We start from the raw sequence: 21645 nt of genomic DNA, 5'->3' as shown, positions 1-21645 counted from the left end.
GCCGCTATGCAATCCGATCAAGTTCTTTCCACTAATCTTTATTTAGTAGAAAGTTATCAATTACTTGTTAAAGGAACAGTTCAAGGGGTGGGGTTCCGCCCCTTTGTCTACCGGATTGCCCGTGCCAACAATCTTTACGGCCATGTCGCCAACAGTCCCGCCGGCGTCGTCATCGAAGTCTGCGGGACTTCTGCCGATGTCGAACACTTCTGCCACCAATTAAGAGCAGATATCCCACCCCTGGCACAGATCGACTCGATTACGATTGAAAAGGTAGATGCCATTGACCATCAGCAGGATTTTCGCATTGTCACCTCAACGAGCGACTGTGTCACTGACACCCTGGTACCGGTTGACATCAGCGTCTGTGCTGATTGCAGGCGTGAGCTGAGCGATCCCGACAATCGTCGCTATCAGTACCCCTTGAACAACTGCACCAACTGCGGCCCGCGTTACACCATTATCCGTGATCTGCCTTATGATCGTCCGGCAACGGCCCTCTCTTCTTTCCCCCTGTGTGATGAATGCCGGACAGAGTACGAGGACCCGGGTAATCGCCGTTTTCATGCCGAGGCAATGGCCTGCCCGCTATGTGGACCGCAACTGACGGTCACCACAGCTGGCGGCGAGACCGTGGAGACCGACCAGCCGCTTGACGACATAGCAGCTCGGATCCACCAGGGGCAGATTGTTGGCATCAAGGGAGTTGGCGGCTTTCATATCGTCTGCGATGCCGGCAACAGCGCTGCCGTTGCCTTGCTGCGCCGGCGCAAACGGCGCCCGCACAAACCCTTCGCGGTGATGGTGCGAGATGAGACGATGGCGGAACAGTTCGGTCAAATCGACGAGCATTGCCGAATCCTGTTGACCAGCCCCAAACGCCCGGTGGTCTTGGTGCCGGATCGGGGACGATTGCCCTTAGAAGTTCATGGCGAGCTCGATCGGATCGGCCTGATTCTTCCCTACACCCCGCTGCATCTGCTGTTGTTTGAATTTCTCGATTGCCCGCTGATCGCCACCAGCGCCAACATCGCTGATGAACCTATTATTACTGACGCCAAAATATTGCGCGAGCGCCTGGGAGCAGTGGTCGATGCAGTGCTGGATGTTAATCGCGAGATCATCAACGGTTGTGACGACAGCGTAGTGACCACTGCGGCCGGGAAGACGCTGATGTTACGGCGTGCGCGCGGCTACGCCCCGGCAGCGATCATGTTGCCGGCAGCATTGCCGCAGCGGGTTCTCGCGGTCGGCGCCGGACTAAAAAACACCATCGCTCTGGGGTTCGGCGCCCAGGCGGTTTTAAGTCCACACATCGGCGATCTCGACAGTGTCGCGGCTGAAAGTTATTTCCAGCGTACCATCGCCACCTTCAAACAGTTGTACGACTTTGAACCCGAGTTGATCCTCTGTGACAAGCATCCTGATTACCCGTCCTCACGTTGGGCGCTGCAGCAGTCAGTTGCAGTGCAGCAGGTTCAGCATCACCATGCCCACGCTCTATCCGCCATGGTTGCCTGCGGCATGGGACTGGACACCGAAATACTGGCTTTCTGCTGGGATGGCACCGGTTATGGTGACGATGGTACCCTGTGGGGAGGCGAAGTGCTGCAGACCAGTTATCGTCACTATCAGCGACGCTACCACCTGCGCCCCGTCTTGTTGCTCGGCGGAGAACAAGCTATCCGTGAGCCGCGACGCGTCGCCTTGAGCCTGCTGTTTGATTATTATGGTGAGCAGGCATTGCACCTTGATAACCCCTGTATCCACTCTTTCAGCTGCGACGAGTTGAAGCTGCTGCTGCAGATGCACCACCAGCGCCTCAACGCCCCGTTATCGTCCTCTGTCGGCCGCATGTTTGATGCCGCAGCATCCTTGTTGGGGATCTGTAACAAGATGACCTTTGAAGGGCAGAGTGGAATGCTGATGGAAAAGTACTACGATAGCAGTCTCGATCTCTGTTATGGTTTTACCCTGGTTGACGATATGATCGACCTGCAACCGACCGTTGCCGCCCTGCTCCAGGAACGCGATCGGATCCGTGGTGTGACCGGTTTTATCAATATGCTTGTCGCGTTAGCGATGACGATCATGGCGCGCGAAGGACGGGACGAAGCGCTGTTGACCGGCGGGGTGTTCCAGAACAGCCGCCTGGTGGCGGCACTGCTGAAACAGGCGCGACGCAGAGGATTGCAACTGCACATTCCGCAACAGGTTCCGATGAATGACGGCGGGATTGCCCTGGGGCAGGTAGCGGCAGCGTTGCTCAGAAAGAATTAAAACGATATCAGCCCTTTAAGGAGTAGCCTATGTGTGAAGAAACCCACAGCCATCAGCATAGTGGCCACAGACTTGTTGTCGAACCTCAGCAGAGTCTGCTCAGCAATAACGATCACCTTGCCGCTCACATCCGCAAACGTCTGGACAACCTGGGGATTCGCGGCATCAATCTGATGGGTTCGCCCGGTAGTGGCAAAACTGCCCTGCTCGAAGCACTGATTGATCAATATCCTCACGGCAATCTGGCCGAACTGGCAGTTCTGGAGGGGGATCTGGCGACCAGTCGCGATGCCGACCGGATTAATAACAGGGGCGTCAAAGCGCAGCAGATCACCACCGGTAGCGCCTGTCACCTGTCGGCGTCCATGGTGGCCGAAGCCTTGATCGGGGTATCGCTGGAGGGGGTGAAAACCCTGTTTATCGAGAATGTCGGCAACCTGGTCTGCCCGAGCAAGTTCGCCTTGGGCACCCATAAGAATGTGGTTGCCGTGTCTATCCCGGAAGGGGATGACAAGCCGATCAAGTACCCGGTCATGATCCGGGTAGCGGATATAGTCGTTTTAACCAAAGCCGATCTGCTGCCGCACTTTGATTTCAACGTGGAGCGCTGTCGGCAGGAGATCGAACAGATCAATCATCATGCGCAGGTGCTGGTGACCTCGGCCAAAACGGGGGAAGGGATCAGCGAATTGTGGCAGGAGTTGCAGAGTTAGCACTGCTGATTGGCAAGAAAGGCCCAGACTTCCTGTAGAAAAGTTAATATGAGCAAATATCAGGACCTCACGATAGCACCAGCGTCGGGATCTTTGAAAGCAGCGGGAACTGTTTGAGGCGCCAGCCGAGTTTTTCCCGCAAGAGAAAACATCCCGACGCTGGAGCTTAACGAAAGACAAGGGCATACCACCTATGTGTCTGGCTATTCCATCAAAAATTGTCCGTATTGATCGCGATACCTGCATGGGAGAGATCGATACCATGGGAGTCACGCGTGAAGCGAATTTTTCCCTGGTTGACGATGAGATTACTGTTGGCGACTGGGTGTTGGTGCATGTCGGACTGGCTATCAGTCGCATTGACGCCGATGAGGCGCAAAAGACCCTCGCCATGTACCGGGAGATTATTGAGCTGCAGGACGGAGCCCTGAATGCAGGCGGCTGACATCCTGCTACAGATGGTGCGCAGCAATGATGCCATCCGTGCTTTTGCCGAGCACATTAAGATTGAGGCAGCACAACTCAAGAAGCCCCTGCGGATCATGGAGGTCTGTGGCGGCCATACCCATGCCATCCTTCAATACGGGCTCGATCAGTTATTACCCGGCACCATCAAGTTGGTTCATGGCCCGGGGTGCCCGGTCTGTGTCCTGCCGCAGCACCGCATCGATGCCGCCATCAATCTGGCTCAACGGCCCGATACTATTCTGGTCACCCTGGGCGACATGATCCGCGTACCGGGCAGTCGCGGCGTCTCCCTGCAGCAGACCCGCGCTACCGGTGCCGATGTGCGCTACCTCTATTCACCGCTGGACTGCCTCGCCATTGCCGCCGACAATCCGCAAAAAACCGTCATCTATGTTGCCATCGGTTTTGAAACCACCACCCCCATGACCGCCCTGCTGCTGGAACAAGCGCACAGCAGGCAACTCGACAATCTCCTTGTCCACAGCAATCATGTGCTGGTGCCCCAGGCGATGGAACTGATTCTGGCCGCCGGTGGAGCCGTCGATGCTTTTATCGCACCGGGACATGTCAGTGTTATGGCGGGGGCGAAGCAATATCATATCCTCGCGGAAAAATATCACGCGCCGGTGGTAGTCTCCGGCTTTGAGCCGGTGGACTTGCTTGACGCGGTTCTGCGCATCATCCATCAGGTCAATACCGGTATGGCCACGGTCGATAACGCCTACAGTCGCTTTGTCAAAACAACCGGCAATCGCAAGGCGCAACAACTGGTCGATAAGTACTTCGAACCCCATGATGATTTTCTCTGGCGCGGCATCGGCCGGATTCCCGGTTCGGCGCTGAAGTTGCGCAGCGCCTATGGCGAACGTGACGCCGAGGTGCAATGCCCCGAATCCTGCCCCGCACCAACAGAAGAGCAGCGCGGCAACTGCCTGTGTGGTTCCATTCTGATGGGGCTGGCGCAACCGACCGACTGCCCCCTGTTTGCCGGCGGCTGCACCCCACAAAATCCGCAAGGCAGTTGCATGGTCAGTAACGAAGGAGCCTGCGCTGCCTACTACAAGTACCGGAGGGATTGGTAATGGACACCATTCAGTTGGCCCATGGCTCGGGTGGTCTGGAAAACCAGCAGCTGATTCGTGAGCTTTTCTTTGCCGCCTTTGACAATCCAATGCTGGCCGCCTGTGAAGATGCTGCACTGATTGAGGGGGGCAGCTTTGCCGTGAGTACCGACAGCTTTACCGTCAGCCCGCTGTTCTTTCCCGGCGGCGACATCGGCAAACTGGCGGTTGCCGGAACCCTCAATGATGTCGCTATGCGCGGCGCCCGACCGCAGCACCTGACTGTCGCTTTCATTATTGAAGAGGGCTTAAAAGTGAACACGCTGGCCAGCATTGTACTAAGCATGAAGGATGAACTGATCATCAGCGGCGCTCAGGTGATTGCCGGAGACACCAAGGTGGTACCGCGCGGTGCCATCGATCAGCTGATGATCAACACCACCGGTTTCGGAGCCATTGTCAGTGATTGCAATACCCGCCGCATCGCAGCCGGCGACCATCTGATCATTTCCGGAAATATCGCTCGCCACGGCGCCTGTATCTTTGCCGCTCGTGAAGAGATCGCCATCAAAGGCTTGACCTCCGACTGCTGCACCCTGTGGCCGGCGATTGCCCCGTTACTCCATGCAGGTCTTGGCATCCACGCCATGCGTGACGCCACCCGTGGCGGGATCAGCGCCGTGCTCAATGAATGGGCACAACAGACCGGCCTCTGCCTAAACATCCGCCAGGATGATATCCCGGTCAGCTCCGAGGTGCGCGGCTTTGCCGAAATTCTCGGAATCGATCCCTACGTTCTTGCCTGCGAAGGGGTGTTCATCCTCGCCGTTGCACCGCAGGACAGTACTGCTGTGATTGACCTGCTTCACCGTCACGGACATCCGCAGGCCACGCTGGTCGGCACGGTGGGAATGGCGCAACAGCAGCCAGCGGTGCTGCTGCATTCCGCCTACGGCACCAGGCGCCGGATGGAATATCCGTCCGGGGAAATCCTGCCGAGGATCTGCTGATGCATGAATTTTCGATCGTTTCTTCGTTGCTTGATCTGGTGGAAGCCGATGTCCGTAAACATCATGCCAGATCCGCCACCAGGGTGGTGGTGCGCATCGGTGATATGTCCGGCGTGGTGGCTGAGCTGCTGGCAGAGGCCTTTCACGTGTGCAAGCGCGGTACCCTGGCCGAACAGGCCGAATTGGTGGTTGAAAAGCAGGAGGTGCTGATCAGCTGTCACTGTGGTTACAAAGGGCCGATTAAAGACCGGCGCTTCATCTGCCCGGTGTGCGGCGTGGCAGATATTGAGGTGACTGCCGGGGAAGAGATGATCCTTCAGCAGCTGGAGATGGAGGTAGGGGAATAGCCCATGAAGCATGGCTAAAAAGACGCCGGTCGGCACATCATCTCCAACCGGCGCTACCGTTTATACAACGACCTGAATCGCTTCCCTTAGATACCAGCTGGCAATACCAAAGTAGATGAGCACGCCACAGACATCAGCAATGGTGGTGATCAACGGGGTGCTGGCCGTAGCTGGATCACACCCGAACTTTTCCAGTAAAAACGGCAATCCAAGACCAATCAAACTCCCTACCAACACGACAATAATCATCGTCAGGGCGACAACCACAGCAATATCGACGCCGGCGCGCAGAACCCCGACAGCCATCACGGCAAAGGCCATCGTCAGGCCAAGGGCGCCTGCCACCAGCACCTCTTTGCCCAGCAGTTGCAACCAGTCCTTGCCGGAAACATCACCGGTAGCCAAACCACGCACCATCAGGGTTGCTGACTGTGAACCGGCGTTACCGGCACTGGCCACCAGCAGCGGCATAAAAAACAGCAGTGCCAGATGGGTAGCAATGGTCTCTTCAAAGTAAGCAATGCTGGCACCGGTAAAAATATTAGCGAAGACCAGGACCACCAGCCAGGAGACACGGGAACGATACAGGGACATGGGCGAGGCGGCACGCAGACTGGTATCCAGTTTGCCGACGGTGGCCGACTTGTGAATATCTTCAGTTGCCTCCTCTTCAGCAACGTCCATGGCATCATCATAGGTAACGATACCAACCAGCTTATCACCACCATTAATAACCGGCAGGGCAAGCAGGTCATAGCGCGAGATCAGCCTGGCTGCCTCTTCCTGCGGTTCATCGGCATGAATCGAGACCGGGTCGGTGGTCATGAATGCGGAAATTTTTTCTTCCGGGTCAGCCATGATCAGTTCGCGCAAGGAAACCGTTCCAATCAGCCGCCGGCCACTATCAACCACAAAGGCCTGGTAAATGGTTTCCTTGTCGGCTCCGGTTTTGCGTAAAAACGCGATGCCCTGGGTAGCGGTCATCTTGGCATCAACCACCGCATAATCCGAGGTCATGATCGAACCAACCTTATCCTCACTGTAGGAAGCAAGTTTGAAAATATCGTCGCGCTCGGCTTTTCTCATACTGGTCAGAAGCTGTTGCTGCTTTTCCAGCGGCAACTGATTGAACAGGTCGGCCCGCTCGTCGTTAGGCATCTCGCGAATCAGCTCGATCAGTATGTCCTGATCCAGGGTCAGAACAATTTCGGCCTGCTGATCGATGGAAAAGTAACCGATGACATCAGCACGCACCGCAAGGGGCATCATCACCAGCAGAGTGCCGATTTCTGCGCTGCTGAAGTCTGGCAGAAGGGCGGCAATATCTGCAGGATGCTCATTGCTGATCAGCTTGTGCAAACTGTGGCTATCGGCGGACAGCAGAATCTGCCGCAGGTCGTCCGTCATCATTGTTTCGCTCATAATTCTCTCCTGTATCACAAGGCAAAGAAGAGAGTTAACAGGCGCGCACATCCGCCACTTGTGCCTGATCGCGTCGATGGTTCAACAGCGGACACAGCAATCCTTCATTGGCGAATACAAAACGCACGCAAAAACACAAAAGTCAGTTGGATGACGGCACAAGTCTGTGCAAAAAACACTACAGAGGGGGTACCGCTATCGCTTTATCAAGCAGATAGCAGCACAGATGGCAGAACTATCTACTTGAATGTGAGCCGGTCAACACCGGCCTGCAACTGTCGCCTTCTTGTCTGTTCACTAGGTTCTCCTGGTTAAAAACGATACTGCAGAGTATAAACGGCCACCAGAAAAGTCAATCAAAACCTGGGCATTTGTGCGGATGGTGACAGTTGCTCCACCCCCGCAGGAACCTCAAAAATAAACTCACTGTCGGCCGGATCGAGATTCCAACGGACAGCGACAAAGGTAATCCGCGTCAGGTTGTCCTGCGGGTCGGTCACCTGGGTTGCCACCAGAGGAAACAGCCGAAAGACAGTCCCCTGCTGAAACGCCAGCACCGCCTGGTGATTGACCGTCACTTCGATCTGCTTGAAAAATTGCGATGGGCGTTTAGGTGTCAGCAACAACAGATAATGTCCGGCCTGATCCTGACGACCTTTGCCCCAGGCGATGTCAAAATTCTGCGTCAAATCCCCCAGGCCAGTGAAAAAAGCAGCCGGATTATCGCCGTATTCGGCTTCAACCTGGCTTATCTCGCTGACAATCACCTGACGGTTTTCCGGTACGTAGACCCACAGGGTGGTTCCGTCAGAAAGAACCTGCTGTTCATTGGGCATCTGATAATCCCAACGGAACATGGGCATGGTTGAACCGGTGCGCGCTTGCGGCGGAAACTTGAACCACACCTTGCCCTCACCACGCTGCACCCGGTCAATGGCAACCACTGTCGATAGCTGAACAAAATCCGCCGTGAAGTCACGAATCTGCTGAGACCTCGGGGTTGCAGCGCGAAACGGGGTTTCCAGGGTTGCGATAACACTGGTTAGCTCTTCATCTGCTGCGGCACTGATCGAGCCAGCGAGCAGGACCAGGCAGGTTAGTAAAACCACAGACCACTTCATTGCTATTCTCCTTATAAAAACCTGATCCGCCAGCATAGCATTTTTTAGCCAGGCGTGTGCATTAACCGGTGATCCTCCGGAAACCAATCGGGAGTCGCCTTCAGGAGGTAGAGAAGGGAACATCGATATGTTGACCGTGCAGGCTAATGAAAAGCCCAACCCTGGCAGCAAAACGTTTTTTTGTACCGGCAACCAGCGTCACTGGTAATGCGTACATCAGGCTGCTATCAGCCCTGACGCTGCCCTCCTGATAACGGGGAACGCTGATGTTCAGGCTGGGGAGGCCAGGCCGACCGCCGCTGCCGCCTAGTGCCTCGAGGGCGCTGAGAAAGGCCGAGGCAACGACATTGCCTGCCTCCTTTAACGCCGAACAGGCCATTTCATTGAAGGCCGGTGTTGTCGCAGTTTCTCCTACTAAAGCAGTGACCAGTTGCTGCGCTGCCCTGTTGTCCAGCGCCAGGATAAAGGTACCACAAATCCTGCCCGACAGGTTCAGGGCAACCTCAACACCGTCGCCACGCAATTGTTGCAGGCAGGTGTGAGCGGCAGCAGAAGAATGAATGAAATTCTGACCCTTCAGCACGAGGGATTCCCGTGACAGCAACTGTCCGAGAGTTTCCAGCGCAGAGCGCACACCCGCTTCAATCAAACAGCTGTCCGTGGAAACATCAACAGTCTGACCGGCACCCATCATATCCTTTTTTTCCGTCGCTCGAGCAATGACTGCAGGTCCAGCAGAAAAACCACCTGACCATCGCCAAGGATGGTTCCGCCGGCGCAACCGGGAATCTGATCAAAGGGGGGTGCCAGGCGCTGGACAAAGACTTCCTGCTGACCAATCAGGCGGTCGACAACCAGGCCAATACGGCGCCCCATCACCTCTGTTACCACCAGGGGAAGCTCTTTCATTTTTCCCCCTTTTTGCTGCTTTAGCATTTTACGTAAAGAGAGCAGGGGGATAAAGGCATCCTGATAATGAACCATCAACTGCTTACTGCTGCTATGGATTTCCGCCGGACTGATTTCAATCGCCTGGATGACACGGGTAATAGGAATGGCCAGCCGCGCACCGTCCGATTCGATCAACAGCACGCGGATAATCGCCAGTGATAATGGTAGCTTGAGGGTGATACTGGTACCTGCTCCCGGGGTCGAATCGATCAACACCAGACCGCCCATCCCCTCAATTGCGGTTTTGACAACGTCCATACCGACACCACGACCGGAAATGCCGGTGACGGTATCTACCGTTGAAAACCCCGGTTGACAGATCAACTGATACAGATCGTAATCACGCACCATTTTTACCTCGGCGCTGCTCAACAGTCCACGCTCACGGGCAATGCGGCGAATGGTCTGCGGATCAATGCCGGCGCCGTCATCTGTCACCTGAACCAATACCTGGTCGCGATCGCGCCAGGCTTTAAGACTGATGACTCCAACATCTTTATCTTTAAGTCCATGATCGACAGCGTTACGCACCATGTGAGTCAGGGGATCAACCAGTTCTTCAACGATGGCCCGATCTATTTCAATATCGGCGCCATCAGTCTGCAGTTCAATTTTTTTAGCACTGCTGCGAGCCAGGTCGTAAACAATGCGCGATAAGCGTGAAAACAGGGCCCGTAACGACACCATCCGCACCTGTAGCACCTGGTGATGAAGATTTTTGACCAGACGTGATAACTGTCCTATTCCATCGTCAAGGTCTTTTAGGTGCCGCTGCTTCAGGGCGTTCTGTAGCTGATAGCGGGTGGTAATCAGTTCACCGGTCAGATTAATCAGCTGATCAAGGCGCTCGGTACTGACACGCACGCTGGCGCTCTTCTGTGGTCGCGCACCGAAACCGGTGCTGACCACCGGCTTGGGGAATGAAATCTCCTCGACCTCGCTATATCCGACCAGCTGCGCATGGATTTCTTTTGTGGGCAGTTGAGGGCGTAACTGCACCAGCAGTCGCCCGTCTACCTTGTCGCTCAGAATGTGTTCGAGAGACGGCCAGGATTTCAGCACGATACCGAATTCGCTGCACCTTTTCAGCAAGACCAACAATCGTGGCGCCGCTATCGAAACTGTATCGACCAGGTCTATTTGTATCAACAGCGGCTCTGCGGCGCCCGCTGTTTTAGTGCCTTCTTCCTCTCCTGGCGGAGGTTGACTCCGTTCCCGGCTCACAGGGCCTTCTGAACGTTCTTCCAGGGTCAGAGCCTGGAGATAAAATTCAACACTGCGTTCCGGGCGCTCCTGACTGATGTCATCATGCAGCGCCTCGAGCAGATCGACTCCCGCCAGCATCTGATTAATTTCACCTGCGCTCATATAACCACGCTTGCGACACAGATCCAGGTCATCTTCGAGGCGATGAGCCAGGCGGGCGGTTTCCTCATATTCCATTGTCGCCGCCATCCCCTTGATGGAGTGGGCCTCTCGGAACAGGGCATCGATCTCCTGACGGTTTTCCGGATCACTGTCGAGACGCAGTAATATGTCGGACATGGCCTGCAGATGCTCCGCCGCTTCGACCAGAAACATGCTGCGGTATTTTTCTTTTTCCATCTCTTTATCCAGCGCCTTGAACCAACAGGATCAACTTGCTATAACCCGTTCGGCCACCTCAAGAACCTGCTCCCTCTGGAACGGCTTGACAATAAAATCCCGAGCCCCGACAGTGAGGGCATCAAGGATCAGATGTTTCTGCCCCAATGCGCTACAGACAACCACCCGGGCTTCCGGTTCTAGTTGCAGAATTTTTTTTAACGCCTCGATCCCCCCTAAAACCGGCATGACGATATCCATGGTCACCAGGTCCGGACGCTGCTGTTCATACATCATTACCGCCTGCTCACCGTTCTCCGCTTCGCCGACAACCTCCCATCCGGCCTGCGAAAAAATATCGATCAACATATTGCGCATAAAGAGCGCGTCATCAACAACCAGAACTTGTCCGGGCATATTGTTCTCCTCTGCTTGTACAAGCTGTTTCTATCGCTGCCACGACATAGTTGACATCGAGCAGGCTGATCATATTATTTCCCGAGGCAAAAACACTGCGAACCAAGGACTCTTTGGTGGCAGACTCATCATCCTTGCCAAAGCTTTTTTCCAGCGCGATCAACGGCCGCAGTCGATCAATCGCCAGAGCTAGGGGGCCATACTGGTTGGCCAGAACAATAACGCGCGAACTCCCCTGACAGGTGGCAAAACCGAGGACCAGGGGTAAGTTAACCACCGGGACGATACGTCCGTGAAAAGCAATAGCGCCGCTGACCGTTTCCGGGGCAGCGGGAAAGGGATGCAGCTTGGGCGCTTCGACAACCTCCTGAATGTCGATCAGCTCCAATGCATAGATTTCGTTGCCAATCTCAAAAGGGAGCACCTGGATCATGGCGCTGTGCGCTCATGGTCGCTCCCCAGATTAAAGCGGCGAACGGATGTCAGCAGTTCTTCGGCCAATCGTGACAGGCGCTGTGAGGCGAAAGACATTTCCTCCATGGCAGCGGTTTGTTCTTCGGTTGCCGCGGAGACCTCCTCGGTCGCGGCGGCATTGACTTCAGCCACCCGGGCAATCTCCTCGATGGCTTCAACAATGGCCTGTGACCCGTGGCGCTGTTTTTCGGTAAGATCGCGAATATCAATAGAGCGCTCCTGGGCCGCTTCGGCCTTGTTGATGATGGCCTTGAAGGCATTGCCGGTAACATCAACCGCTTCCCTGCCGATATCTATCGATGTGACGCTCTGCGCCATGGATAACTGGACCTTGTGGCTCTGCTCGCGGGTTTTTTCTATCAACCGGGTAATTTCAGCGGCGGAGGTACTGGTGCTGTCCGCGAGTTTGCTGACCTCTTCGGCGACTACCGCAAAGCCATGACCATATTCTCCAGCGCGCGCTGCTTCAATGGTGGCATTAAGGGCCAGCAGGTTGGTCTTCTGGGCAATACCGGTAATGACATCGATAATGGTACCGATCTTCTGTACCTGCTCGCTGAAGTCAACGATCATGGCCCCGTTTTCTTCAATCTGACTGAGCACCAGTTTCATACTTTCCAGCGCCTTGTTGGTCAGACCTTCTCCCTCACGGGCGGAGATGGTCGTCTCCTCAGCTGATTCCGTCAGCTTACTGGATGAATCCGCCACCAGCTCAATCTGCTCGGCCATTTCACGTACCACGCGTGACACCCGTTCGACCATTTCCGCCTGGGTTTCGGCACCACGGCTGATCTGCTCAATCGAACCGGCAACTTCGTGGGCGGTTGCGGTCATTTCTTCGGCGGTTGTTGCCAACGCCATGGACGATTCATTGACATTCAGGGCGCTGCCGCGGATCTGTCCGACCAGATTACGTAGACTGTCAACAACCAGATTCAGGGAATTGGACAAATCTTCTGTTTCGTCACTGAACAACCCTTTTTGTAAGCGCACTTTGCGACTTAAATCACCATGACTGAGGCGTTCAGCACCTTCGGTAAGAATCTTGATGTTGGCGGTGAAGGCCCTGGAAAACAACCAGCCAAAGATCAGACCAACCAGCAAGGCACCAATCACGGTGATGAGTTGATGCGTCCATTCGGGTGCATCAAGTCGTGGCACCAACAAGTTCAGCAGCACAACGGAGGCCACCACAGCAATGAAGCCGATGACAAATTTATAACTGATCTCTATGCGCATGTTTATCCTCCACCTTCGCAACAACGAGTTTTCATTTTTCGTATCTATTCAGCACCGGGGCGGGAATCCTACGCTGCCCGTCCTCCTGATGGCGCTCTAACGGGTCAATGTGTTGCAAAATGATCAAACCCCGGTCGAAGGCATTGATACATATCGCCATTGTCCTGCCGTAAGATGATCCCGGCACCCGCTGTGATATGACCAATCTTCGCGACCCCGGGAGCGGGCATAGCGGTCTGCTCAAGATCGTGCCGCGAAGAGGTAAACAGCAGTTCGTAATCTTCCCCACCGGCCAAAGCCAGATCGATCAAGCCTGGATCCCGGGCTAGTGCGCTGCGAAAAGCCTGTGACAGGGGCAGCGCAGCAAGGTCCAGCTCGGCACCGACAGCGGAAGCAACCAGCAGATGATTCATATCCGCCAGCAATCCATCAGAGACATCAAGCATCGCTGTTGCCAGCTCGTTTTTACTTAAATATCGTCCCACGTCAATCCGCGCACTGGGGGTGTGAAAGCGCTGCGCCAGAGCTGGCGGTGGAGTCTGCCCGGACTGCAGCAGTTTCAGTGCCAGAGCACTATCACCAAGGGTTCCGGAAACGTAGATGGCATCACCACAACAAGCTCCATGGCGCGCCACCGCCTTACCTGCCGGCACCTGCCCCTGAACAGTAACCGAAACAATCAGCGGGCCGGGCGATCCACAGGTGTCACCGCCGGCAAGAACAACATCGTGCTGTTTTGCCTCGTGAATAAATCCACGAATAAAGTCTTTCAGATCCGCTTCTTTGAGATGTTTTGAGCGCCCAATTCCCAGGAACAGGGCCCGTGGCGTTCCCCCCATGGCAGCGATGTCACTGAGGTTCACCGCAACCGACTTGCGCCCCAGGTCAAACATACTGATCCAGGCGCGGGTGAAATGAACATCTTCAATCAGCAGGTCGTTGCTGGTCAGCAGCAACTGGTTGATCGGCAACTGGTCGATGGCACAATCGTCACCAATACCGCACAACAGCCGGTCGCAAATCCCCACCTGTTGCTGTATCCAGCGGATCAGCTCAAACTCACTACTCTGTACGCTGTTCGTTTCAGTCATCTCTTTGTGTCCAGCTTTCTAAGCGTTTAATTATTATCTTTCTTTCATCATAAGTCAAGTTATCAGTTGCCTCAAACAACAACGGCCAGCTGACGCTGACCGTTGTTGTTCATTTCTGGGGAGATGGGACTGACCGAAGTTTAAACCTGCGGCCCGGCTTTGGTGAAATCAAAGTCGTGGTTATCTTCATCGATATACTTTTTAAAGTTCTGAATAAACATGCCTGCCAGCTTGTTGGCGGTACGGTCAAAGGCCTCCTGATCTTTCCAGGAATTGCGCGGATTAAGCAGCTTGGAGTCAACACCCGGCAGCGCTTTGGGAATATTCAGCTTAAAGAATCGGGTCTGATCAAACTCAGCCGAGAGGATACTACCATCGAGAATGGCATTGATACAGGCTCTGGTCGCTTTGATGCTCATTCGCTCGCCAACACCATAGCCACCACCAACCCAACCGGTATTGACCAGGTAGGCGTTGACATTGTGTTTTTCCATCTTCTCACCCAGCAACTTGGCATAAGCGGTCGGATGCAGGGGCAGGAAAGCTTCACCAAAGCAGGCAGAAAAGGCCGCTGTCGGCTCGGTTACTCCACGCTCGGTGCCGGCAACCTTGGCGGTGTAGCCTGATAAAAAGTAATACATGGCCTGCTCTTTGGTCAATTTGGATACCGGCGGCAACACACCAAAGGCATCACAGGTCAGGAAGATGATGTTTTTCGGGTGACCGGCGCGCAGGCTCGGTTCGTAATTGTCGATATGGTGAATAGGGTAGGAGACTCGAGTGTTTTCGGTTTTATCCTTGCTTGTGTAATCAATAATTCCATCTTCATCATAAACTACGTTTTCCAGTAGAGCATCACGACGAATGGCGTTGAAGATTTCCGGCTCACTGGCGGGGGAAAGATCGATACATTTGGCGTAACAACCCCCTTCGAAATTGAAGATACCATCATCGTCCCAACCATGCTCGTCATCGCCAATAAGCTTACGCGAAGCGTCGGTCGACAAGGTGGTTTTGCCGGTTCCGGAGAGACCGAAGAAAAGACAGACATCGCCCTCTTTACCAACATTGGCACTACAATGCATGGAAAGAATCTTGTTGAGGGGCAACCAGTAGTTCATCATGGTAAAGATCCCCTTTTTCATCTCTCCGCCGTACCAGGTGCCACCGATGATGGCGACGTTTTTCTCAATATTGAAAATGACAAAAACATCAGAATTCAATCCCATCTCTTCCCAACGCTTGTTGGTATAACCGGCAGCATTATAAACCGTAAAATCGGGGGCGAAGTTGTCCAGACCGACAGCATCGGGGCGGATAAACATATTTTTAACAAAGTGCGACTGCCAGGCTATTTCGGTAATAAAACGCACCTGACGGCGGGTTGAAGGGTTTGCCCCGGAATAACCATCAGTTACATAAATATCCTTACCGGACAGATAGTTAATGACCTTGTCATAAATCTCGTCGAAAAAATCAACGGAGATCCGCTGATTAATCGTTCCCCAGGCGATGTGCTGCCTGGACGGATCCTGCTTGACAAAATATTTGTCTTTGGGCGAACGACCGGTGAATTTTCCGGTATCAACCATCATGGTGCCGTTGGCGGAAAGCTTGCCTTCCTGGTTTTTGACCTCGTGTTCAAAAAGCTCATCATATTTTAAGTTACGATAAACCTTACCTACGCTTTTTAGCCCCAATTCCACAGCAGTCAAATCACTCATTAATTTTCTCCCTGTTTTTCAGGTTTTAATGTCCCCCCGATGCTGCCAGGCATATCGAGGCTAGGTCAGTTAAAAATAACTCTGTTATAGGTTATTCACCTCGCGTAATATAGACCAAACACCTGCTGATCGCAACAACTGCACGAGCTTTGGCGGATTTTTTCATTCATCCGAAATATCTGTTCGATCGCATTGATACGGACGGCTTTTAAATGTCTCAGCTGTTTGTTATCATCCCCTGCCAGTGGTGTAAAAGGAGCCCTTTTATGCGTGTTTTTATTACCGGAGGAACCGGCTTTGTCGGCCGACAGGTCACTCAGGAACTGTTACAACAGGGTCATCAGATCAGAGCGCTGGTGCGCGAAACCGGCAAATCTCTACCTGTAGAGGTTGAAACAGTGAGCGGCGATACCACCAGCTATGAGATGTTGGCAGATGCCGCTCTAGGATGTGATGCGATTATCAATCTGGTTGGCATTATCCGCGAGTTTCCCGTTAAAAAGATTACCTTTGACCGCCTTCATACCCAAACCACAAAAAATCTGATCCGTATGGCGCAGGAAACCGGTATTCGACGCTTCATTCAAATGAGCGCTAATGGTACCCGTGTTGATGCGGTAACCGGCTACCACCAGAGCAAATGGCGTGCCGAACAAGCACTGCGTGATAGCGACCTGGATTGGACCATTTTCCGTCCCTCCCTCATCTTTGGCGCCGATGATTTATTTGTCAACATGCTTGCCGGATTAATAAAAACGTTACCCGTTGTTCCGGTAATGGGGGATGGCTGTTATCGTTTACAGCCGGTCTGTGTCGTTGATGTAGCTCGCAGCTTTGTCCAGGCCCTTGAACGCAACGACACCATTCATCAAACCTACCATTGCTGTGGGCCGGAGCAGTTATCCTACGACCAGGTCCTTGATCTCATCGGTCATGCGCTAGGACGTTCCCGTCCCCCACTAAAACTACACCAACCTCTATGCCTGATGAAGCCTTTGATCTCTATTTTCCAGCACCTCCCTCCATTTCCCATGACCAGTGATCAGCTAACCATGTTACTGGAAGAGAACATTTGTAACTCTAGTAACTGGCAGGAAGTATTTGACCTGCAGTTAACCGATTTTGCCGAAGGTATCCAGCAGTACCTTTAAAAATAACGACAGCCCTCCAGGGCTTTGCCTTAGAGGGCTGTCGTTCTATTTTTTGTCACTAAACTACTGGATGTTAGCAGCATCCCCATTGCGGCTATTGGTCATACTATCAAGCAGAACCTTGCTGCCAATTGATGCCGTTTTCTTGACCAGATTCTCTGCCGTTTCAGCATCTTTGCGACGAAAAGCGTCCAGCAGGGCGTCGTGTTCATCAACGGAAATTTCCATCCGTCCGTTGACCGACAAGGATGCTATGCGTAAGCGGCTGAACTTCATTCCCAATTGATGAATCAATTCATAGAGCTTGTTATTATCAGCGGCTTTGAGAAAAACTTCATGGAATTCATTGTGAACACGGTAGAAAGAACGAACGTCACCCTCTGCGGCCAAGGTTCTTAACTTGTTATTGACCGTTTCCAGACGCTCTAGCTCTTTTTCCGTGAGGTTGCGGGCGGCAAGAGACGCAGCGTAGCCTTCAAGGATGCTTTTGATCGCGTAGAACTCCTGCACATCGCGCTCTGACAGCGCTGCCACTACGGCTCCCTTGCGCGGAATAACGGTCAGGTACCCTTCAGATTCCAGCTGCCTGAAGGCTTCGCGGATAGGTGTCCGGCTGATGCCAAAGCGCTCTGCCAGTTCGGGCTCGGCAACTTTCTCGCCCGGTTTAAGATTACCCTTAAGAATCGCATCACGAATGGTTTCGAGAATTTTCTCTCGCAAGGTCTGATGACGTTCCATATGCTTACTCTTCATAGTAGTTCTCCGCATTGACTATACAAATTGTATACAGTATACATCTTGTGTCAATCTTTTTTTTTGGCTCAACCGGGACCTTCGTACAGGGTATTAATTCTTACTTTCGTTGGTCGGCAGTTAGATATTGTTCCCGACTGAACCCTGCTTTTACCCTCAAACTATGGTAAAATCTCGCTCTATCCCTTGGCGAAAGGCTATTATGTCAGAAGTTTATGTCCACGTTCCTGCTGCACTTTTCCCCGAACGAATTAACTTTCTCCTTGCGCGCAAACTGCAACCTGAGGTTGCCTGTCAGGATGCCAATATGGCCAAGCTCGATATTGAACTGCTTGCTGATAGCGCCGCTGCGTTGGCAGTCGCTGGGCTCAAAACGGTATTACATGCCCCCTATGTTGGCTTTTCTCCAGGGGCTGCGGACTTTCACGGTCGCCGACTGACTATCAACCTGCTTGAACAGACGCTGATTCTGGCAGAGCGGATCAATGCGGAAAAAATTATTTTCCACCCCGGTCTTGAAGCCAACGCCCATGAGCGCAGAGTAGGGGATTGGTTTGAACGCTCTTGCATCCTCTGGTCAAATTATGTGTCCTGGGCCAAGCTCAATGATTGCGCGTTCTGTATCGAAAACATCTACGAAACGTCTCCAGTGCCGTTAATACGTCTGATTTCTGCCATTAATTCCCCTTATTTTGGTCATGTTTTTGATGTCGGACACTGGAATATTTTCAGCAGAGAGCCACTAACAACCTGGCTCGATGCCGCAGCACCCCATATTTACCATCTGCATTTACATGATAATCGCGGCCAGATGGATGAGCATCTCGCCATTGGCTCGGGTACGGTGCCGTTCGATCAGCTCTTTTCCTGGCTCGATAGCTGCGATACATCACCTTCTATCACTCTGGAAAACCACAACCGCCACGCCCTGGATCAATCGCTACTCGCCCTCACCAGCACATCGAGAGGGTCCAATCACCAATAAAAAAGGCACCCGCATAGAGTGCCTTTTTCATAGGTGTCGAACCGTATTGATTGTGATCAGTCAGCGCATTTTGCCTGCGACCTGGATACGGATCAGGGCACGCTGGAGTGCCGCTTCCATAATGGCATAGGATTTATCTTCCTGTGACATGGTTTTTAGTGCCTCTTCAGCACGACCCAGGGCCGCCTTAGCGCGGGCAAGATCAATTTCATCAGACTTTTCTGCGGTATCGACCAGAACCGTTACAGCATCTTCATCAATTTCAACATACCCCCAGTTAACGGCAACATGGAAATGCTGACCGCCTCTTTTATAGCTCATTTCCCCGACACGCAAGGTTGTCAGCAGGGGGGTGTGACCAGGCAATATTCCGAGTTCACCAATCAGGCCTGGCAGGGTCAACTCTTCAACCTCCTCAGAAAGAACCTGCTTGTATGGTGTCACCATTTCAAGCTTGAGTTTTTCAGCCATCACGCTATTCCTTTATCTGACAAATCGGTCATTCTCTACGCTGCCATCTTACGAGCTTTTTCGATGACTTCATCAATGGTACCGACCATGTAGAAAGCTTGTTCCGGCAGGCTGTCGTGTTTTCCATCAACAATCTCACGGAAACCCTTGATCGTATCTTTCAACTCAACGTACTTGCCTGGTGAACCGGTAAAAACTTCAGCGACATGGAACGGCTGAGAGAGGAAACGCTGAATTTTGCGTGCCCGCGCGACCACCTGTTTATCCTCTTCAGACAGTTCGTCCATACCGAGGATCGCAATAATATCCTGAAGGTCTTTGTAACGCTGGAGAACGTACTGAACGTCGCGAGCAACCTTGTAATGCTCTTCACCGATCACCTGAGGATCAAGAATCCGGCTGGTCGAGTCAAGCGGGTCAACGGCGGGATAGATACCCAACTCAGCAATCTGACGCGAAAGTACCGTCGTAGCATCAAGGTGGGCAAATGCCGTTGCCGGAGCGGGGTCAGTCAGGTCATCAGCAGGCACATAAATAGCCTGAACTGAGGTAATCGAACCCTTATCGGTGGTGGTGATACGCTCCTGCAGTTCACCCATCTCGGTTGACAGGGTCGGTTGATAGCCAACCGCCGAAGGAATCCGCCCCAGCAGCGCCGAAACCTCAGAACCGGCCTGAGTGAAGCGGAAAATGTTATCAACAAACAGCAGCACGTCCTGACCTTCTTCATCACGAAAATACTCAGCAACGGTCAGTGCCGAGAGAGCTACCCGGGCACGGGCTCCCGGTGGTTCATTCATCTGGCCGTAGATCAGCGATGCCTTACTGAGAACCCCTGAGTCTTTCATCTCTTCCCACAGGTCGTTTCCTTCGCGGGTCCGCTCACCAACACCGGCAAACACCGAAAAACCACCGTGCTGCTGGGCGACATTATTGATCAGCTCCATAATCAGAACCGTCTTGCCGACCCCGGCACCACCGAACAGACCGATTTTTCCACCACGAGAATAAGGAGCAAGCAGATCAACCACCTTGATTCCGGTTTCGAATGCTTCAACTTTGGTCGACTGACTGATAAAATCAGGGGCAGGGCGGTGAATCGGCCACCTCAGATCTGTTTCCACCGGGCCCATTTCATCAATCGGCTGGCCAATAACGTTGAGGATACGTCCCAGAGTTTTAGGTCCGACCGGCATCAGAATCTGATCACCGGTATCAAGGACATCCTGGCCACGAACCAGACCATCGGTAGCATCCATAGCAATGGCGCGAACGGTATTTTCACCGAGGTGCTGAGCGACTTCACAGACCAGGTTCCATTCCCCTTCGCCGAGGGCAGGGTTGGTGATTTTTACCGCATGATAGATTTCCGGCAGCTTGCCGGGTTCAAACTCAACGTCGACAACAGGGCCGATAACCTGTGTGATCTTACCTTTATTCATAACGCAACCTTTCCTCCTAATCCCGCGGGAATGAACCTGTTTCTATTTGAACTCTCGGTATTATTTGATTGATTCAGCACCAGAAATAATTTCCATCAATTCTTTGGTGATAGCAGCCTGACGAGCGCGGTTGTACTGCAGGGTCAATTTGCCGATCATCTCTGATGCATTACGGCTGGCACTATCCATCGCTGACATTCTGGCTCCCTGCTCAGAAGCATTAGACTCGAGCAAGGCACGGAACAATTGTACCTCAACCATTTTTGGTAAAATCTGCGCAAGCACTTCGCTACGACTTGGTTCGTAAAGATAGTCGACCGAATCAATTTCTGCCTGTTCTTCTTTTTCGGCCCTAAACGGCAATAACTGCTCTACCGTGACATTCTGGACAACGGCACTTTGAAATGCATTGTAGATCAGGTAAACCGCGTCATAGGTCTCTTGACCATACATGGCGACAATCTCCTCGCCAATCAGTTGCGCGGTTTTGAAGCTCACATTGCCGGTAACATCCTCATAAACCTTGATAATTTTATCGCCAACGCGATTTTTTAAGAAGTCACGGCCTTTACGGCCGATAATCATCAGATCGATATTGGTGTAACCTTTGGTGTTGTTACGAATAAAACGTTCTGCTTCTTTTGAAGGATTAGCGTTAAAACCGCCACAAAGACCACGATCTGCTGTCAACAGCAATACCAGCGCCCGTTCTTTGCCTCGTTGACTCAAGAATGGGTGCCCATCAGCCTCTTCGCGCTGGGCCAGATGCGACACCACTTTCTGCAGTTTTTGGGCATAGGGTCGAGCCGCTACTGCAGCTTCCTGGGCGCGGCGCAATTTCGCCGCAGCGACCATTTTCATCGCCTTGGTGATCTGCTGGGTATTTTTGACCGAGCCGATCCTCTTTTTTATGTCTTTCAGACTTGGCATCTGTTCAACCT

At 53.1% G+C, this 21645-nt stretch carries 21 protein-coding genes; 8 read left to right on the top strand and 13 right to left on the bottom strand.

Going from position 1 to position 21645, the window contains the following annotated elements:
- Positions 1 to 6: 6 nt before the first annotated feature.
- The 6 genes from hypF (at position 7) to AC6F7T_RS02825 (ending at position 5879) form a co-directional block, all read left to right on the top strand.
- On the top strand, positions 7 to 2280 hold the full coding sequence (gene hypF, locus AC6F7T_RS02850) for a carbamoyltransferase HypF (protein WP_500716458.1): 2274 nt from the start codon (positions 7 to 9) through the stop codon (positions 2278 to 2280).
- Between the two features lie 29 nt (positions 2281 to 2309).
- Positions 2310 to 2993 (top strand): hydrogenase nickel incorporation protein HypB, encoded by a 684-nt coding sequence (gene hypB, locus AC6F7T_RS02845; protein WP_500716457.1) that lies wholly within the window; start codon positions 2310 to 2312, stop codon positions 2991 to 2993.
- A gap of 193 nt (positions 2994 to 3186) precedes the next feature.
- A complete protein-coding gene (locus AC6F7T_RS02840; protein ID WP_500716456.1) occupies positions 3187 to 3438 on the top strand; it encodes a HypC/HybG/HupF family hydrogenase formation chaperone in 252 nt (83 codons plus the stop codon).
- Positions 3425 to 4543 (top strand): hydrogenase formation protein HypD, encoded by a 1119-nt coding sequence (gene hypD, locus AC6F7T_RS02835; RefSeq protein WP_500716455.1) that lies wholly within the window; start codon positions 3425 to 3427, stop codon positions 4541 to 4543. Before AC6F7T_RS02840 ends, hypD begins: the two co-directional genes overlap by 14 nt.
- On the top strand, positions 4543 to 5532 hold the full coding sequence (gene hypE, locus AC6F7T_RS02830; RefSeq protein ID WP_500716454.1) for a hydrogenase expression/formation protein HypE: 990 nt from the start codon (positions 4543 to 4545) through the stop codon (positions 5530 to 5532). Before hypD ends, hypE begins: the two co-directional genes overlap by 1 nt.
- On the top strand, positions 5532 to 5879 hold the full coding sequence (locus AC6F7T_RS02825) for a hydrogenase/urease maturation nickel metallochaperone HypA (RefSeq protein WP_500716453.1): 348 nt from the start codon (positions 5532 to 5534) through the stop codon (positions 5877 to 5879). Before hypE ends, AC6F7T_RS02825 begins: the two co-directional genes overlap by 1 nt.
- Positions 5880 to 5939: 60 nt before the next feature.
- Here the strand turns inward: AC6F7T_RS02825 and mgtE are convergent, their stop codons facing one another.
- The 9 genes from mgtE to pckA all read right to left on the bottom strand — a co-directional run bounded on the left by mgtE (position 5940) and on the right by pckA (position 15902).
- Positions 5940 to 7301, bottom strand: a complete 1362-nt coding sequence (gene mgtE / locus AC6F7T_RS02820) for a magnesium transporter (protein WP_500716452.1) — start codon at positions 7299 to 7301, stop codon at positions 5940 to 5942.
- 356 nt (positions 7302 to 7657) lie between these two features.
- A complete protein-coding gene (locus AC6F7T_RS02815; protein ID WP_500716451.1) occupies positions 7658 to 8422 on the bottom strand; it encodes an outer-membrane lipoprotein carrier protein LolA in 765 nt (254 codons plus the stop codon).
- Positions 8423 to 8522: 100 nt separating this feature from the next.
- On the bottom strand, positions 8523 to 9116 hold the full coding sequence (locus tag AC6F7T_RS02810) for a chemotaxis protein CheX (RefSeq protein ID WP_500716450.1): 594 nt from the start codon (positions 9114 to 9116) through the stop codon (positions 8523 to 8525).
- A complete protein-coding gene (locus AC6F7T_RS02805; RefSeq protein ID WP_500716449.1) occupies positions 9113 to 10978 on the bottom strand; it encodes a chemotaxis protein CheW in 1866 nt (621 codons plus the stop codon). Before AC6F7T_RS02805 ends, AC6F7T_RS02810 begins: the two co-directional genes overlap by 4 nt.
- A 30-nt stretch (positions 10979 to 11008) precedes the next feature.
- Complete coding sequence (locus AC6F7T_RS02800; protein ID WP_500716448.1) at positions 11009 to 11374, bottom strand: response regulator; 366 nt, start codon at positions 11372 to 11374, stop codon at positions 11009 to 11011.
- The gene (locus tag AC6F7T_RS02795) at positions 11349 to 11807 is read right to left on the bottom strand and encodes a chemotaxis protein CheW (RefSeq protein ID WP_500716447.1); all 459 of its coding nucleotides are present in this window, start codon (positions 11805 to 11807) and stop codon (positions 11349 to 11351) included. Before AC6F7T_RS02795 ends, AC6F7T_RS02800 begins: the two co-directional genes overlap by 26 nt.
- On the bottom strand, positions 11804 to 13087 hold the full coding sequence (locus tag AC6F7T_RS02790) for a methyl-accepting chemotaxis protein (protein ID WP_500716446.1): 1284 nt from the start codon (positions 13085 to 13087) through the stop codon (positions 11804 to 11806). Before AC6F7T_RS02790 ends, AC6F7T_RS02795 begins: the two co-directional genes overlap by 4 nt.
- 104 nt (positions 13088 to 13191) lie before the next feature.
- A complete protein-coding gene (gene thiL / locus AC6F7T_RS02785) occupies positions 13192 to 14178 on the bottom strand; it encodes a thiamine-phosphate kinase (RefSeq protein WP_500716445.1) in 987 nt (328 codons plus the stop codon).
- 140 nt (positions 14179 to 14318) lie between these two features.
- The gene (pckA, locus tag AC6F7T_RS02780; protein WP_500716444.1) at positions 14319 to 15902 is read right to left on the bottom strand and encodes a phosphoenolpyruvate carboxykinase (ATP); all 1584 of its coding nucleotides are present in this window, start codon (positions 15900 to 15902) and stop codon (positions 14319 to 14321) included.
- A 266-nt stretch (positions 15903 to 16168) separates the two neighbouring features.
- Between pckA and AC6F7T_RS02775 the strand changes: the two genes are divergently transcribed.
- Positions 16169 to 17053, top strand: coding sequence for an NAD(P)H-binding protein (locus AC6F7T_RS02775; protein ID WP_500716443.1), 885 nt, complete (start codon positions 16169 to 16171; stop codon positions 17051 to 17053).
- A gap of 63 nt (positions 17054 to 17116) precedes the next feature.
- Here the strand turns inward: AC6F7T_RS02775 and AC6F7T_RS02770 are convergent, their stop codons facing one another.
- On the bottom strand, positions 17117 to 17806 hold the full coding sequence (locus tag AC6F7T_RS02770; RefSeq protein WP_500716442.1) for an FCD domain-containing protein: 690 nt from the start codon (positions 17804 to 17806) through the stop codon (positions 17117 to 17119).
- A gap of 202 nt (positions 17807 to 18008) precedes the next feature.
- Here AC6F7T_RS02770 and AC6F7T_RS02765 point away from each other — a divergent pair, with 202 nt between their 5' ends.
- Positions 18009 to 18791, top strand: a complete 783-nt coding sequence (locus AC6F7T_RS02765; protein ID WP_500716441.1) for a TIM barrel protein — start codon at positions 18009 to 18011, stop codon at positions 18789 to 18791.
- Positions 18792 to 18851: 60 nt separating this feature from the next.
- Here AC6F7T_RS02765 and AC6F7T_RS02760 read toward each other — a convergent pair whose 3' ends face one another.
- The 3 genes from AC6F7T_RS02760 to atpG are packed head-to-tail and all read right to left on the bottom strand — an operon-like array spanning position 18852 to position 21634.
- On the bottom strand, positions 18852 to 19262 hold the full coding sequence (locus AC6F7T_RS02760) for a F0F1 ATP synthase subunit epsilon (RefSeq protein WP_500716440.1): 411 nt from the start codon (positions 19260 to 19262) through the stop codon (positions 18852 to 18854).
- 35 nt (positions 19263 to 19297) lie between these two features.
- Positions 19298 to 20704, bottom strand: coding sequence for a F0F1 ATP synthase subunit beta (gene atpD, locus AC6F7T_RS02755; RefSeq protein WP_500716439.1), 1407 nt, complete (start codon positions 20702 to 20704; stop codon positions 19298 to 19300).
- A gap of 60 nt (positions 20705 to 20764) precedes the next feature.
- Entirely contained in the window at positions 20765 to 21634 is an 870-nt protein-coding gene (atpG, locus tag AC6F7T_RS02750) for an ATP synthase F1 subunit gamma (RefSeq protein ID WP_500716438.1), read from the bottom strand.
- Between the last annotated feature and the right edge of the window lie 11 nt (positions 21635 to 21645).

This window comes from Pelovirga sp. (assembly GCF_059864205.1).
This window is presented reverse-complemented; position numbering and strand designations above follow the sequence as displayed.

Coding starts and splice junctions, on each gene's coding strand:
- thiL (WP_500716445.1), bottom strand. CDS start 14,178: ATGACTGAAACGAACAGCGTACAGAGTAGTGAGTTTGAGCTGATCCGC.
- AC6F7T_RS02840 (WP_500716456.1), top strand. CDS start 3,187: ATGTGTCTGGCTATTCCATCAAAAATTGTCCGTATTGATCGCGATACC.
- AC6F7T_RS02765 (WP_500716441.1), top strand. CDS start 18,009: ATGTCAGAAGTTTATGTCCACGTTCCTGCTGCACTTTTCCCCGAACGA.
- AC6F7T_RS02775 (WP_500716443.1), top strand. CDS start 16,169: ATGCGTGTTTTTATTACCGGAGGAACCGGCTTTGTCGGCCGACAGGTC.
- atpG (WP_500716438.1), bottom strand. CDS start 21,634: ATGCCAAGTCTGAAAGACATAAAAAAGAGGATCGGCTCGGTCAAAAAT.
- mgtE (WP_500716452.1), bottom strand. CDS start 7,301: ATGAGCGAAACAATGATGACGGACGACCTGCGGCAGATTCTGCTGTCC.
- hypE (WP_500716454.1), top strand. CDS start 4,543: ATGGACACCATTCAGTTGGCCCATGGCTCGGGTGGTCTGGAAAACCAG.
- AC6F7T_RS02770 (WP_500716442.1), bottom strand. CDS start 17,806: ATGAAGAGTAAGCATATGGAACGTCATCAGACCTTGCGAGAGAAAATT.
- atpD (WP_500716439.1), bottom strand. CDS start 20,704: ATGAATAAAGGTAAGATCACACAGGTTATCGGCCCTGTTGTCGACGTT.
- AC6F7T_RS02790 (WP_500716446.1), bottom strand. CDS start 13,087: ATGCGCATAGAGATCAGTTATAAATTTGTCATCGGCTTCATTGCTGTG.
- AC6F7T_RS02795 (WP_500716447.1), bottom strand. CDS start 11,807: ATGATCCAGGTGCTCCCTTTTGAGATTGGCAACGAAATCTATGCATTG.
- AC6F7T_RS02800 (WP_500716448.1), bottom strand. CDS start 11,374: ATGCCCGGACAAGTTCTGGTTGTTGATGACGCGCTCTTTATGCGCAAT.
- AC6F7T_RS02825 (WP_500716453.1), top strand. CDS start 5,532: ATGCATGAATTTTCGATCGTTTCTTCGTTGCTTGATCTGGTGGAAGCC.
- hypB (WP_500716457.1), top strand. CDS start 2,310: ATGTGTGAAGAAACCCACAGCCATCAGCATAGTGGCCACAGACTTGTT.
- AC6F7T_RS02805 (WP_500716449.1), bottom strand. CDS start 10,978: ATGGAAAAAGAAAAATACCGCAGCATGTTTCTGGTCGAAGCGGCGGAG.
- hypF (WP_500716458.1), top strand. CDS start 7: ATGCAATCCGATCAAGTTCTTTCCACTAATCTTTATTTAGTAGAAAGT.
- hypD (WP_500716455.1), top strand. CDS start 3,425: ATGCAGGCGGCTGACATCCTGCTACAGATGGTGCGCAGCAATGATGCC.
- pckA (WP_500716444.1), bottom strand. CDS start 15,902: ATGAGTGATTTGACTGCTGTGGAATTGGGGCTAAAAAGCGTAGGTAAG.
- AC6F7T_RS02810 (WP_500716450.1), bottom strand. CDS start 9,116: ATGATGGGTGCCGGTCAGACTGTTGATGTTTCCACGGACAGCTGTTTG.
- AC6F7T_RS02760 (WP_500716440.1), bottom strand. CDS start 19,262: ATGGCTGAAAAACTCAAGCTTGAAATGGTGACACCATACAAGCAGGTT.
- AC6F7T_RS02815 (WP_500716451.1), bottom strand. CDS start 8,422: ATGAAGTGGTCTGTGGTTTTACTAACCTGCCTGGTCCTGCTCGCTGGC.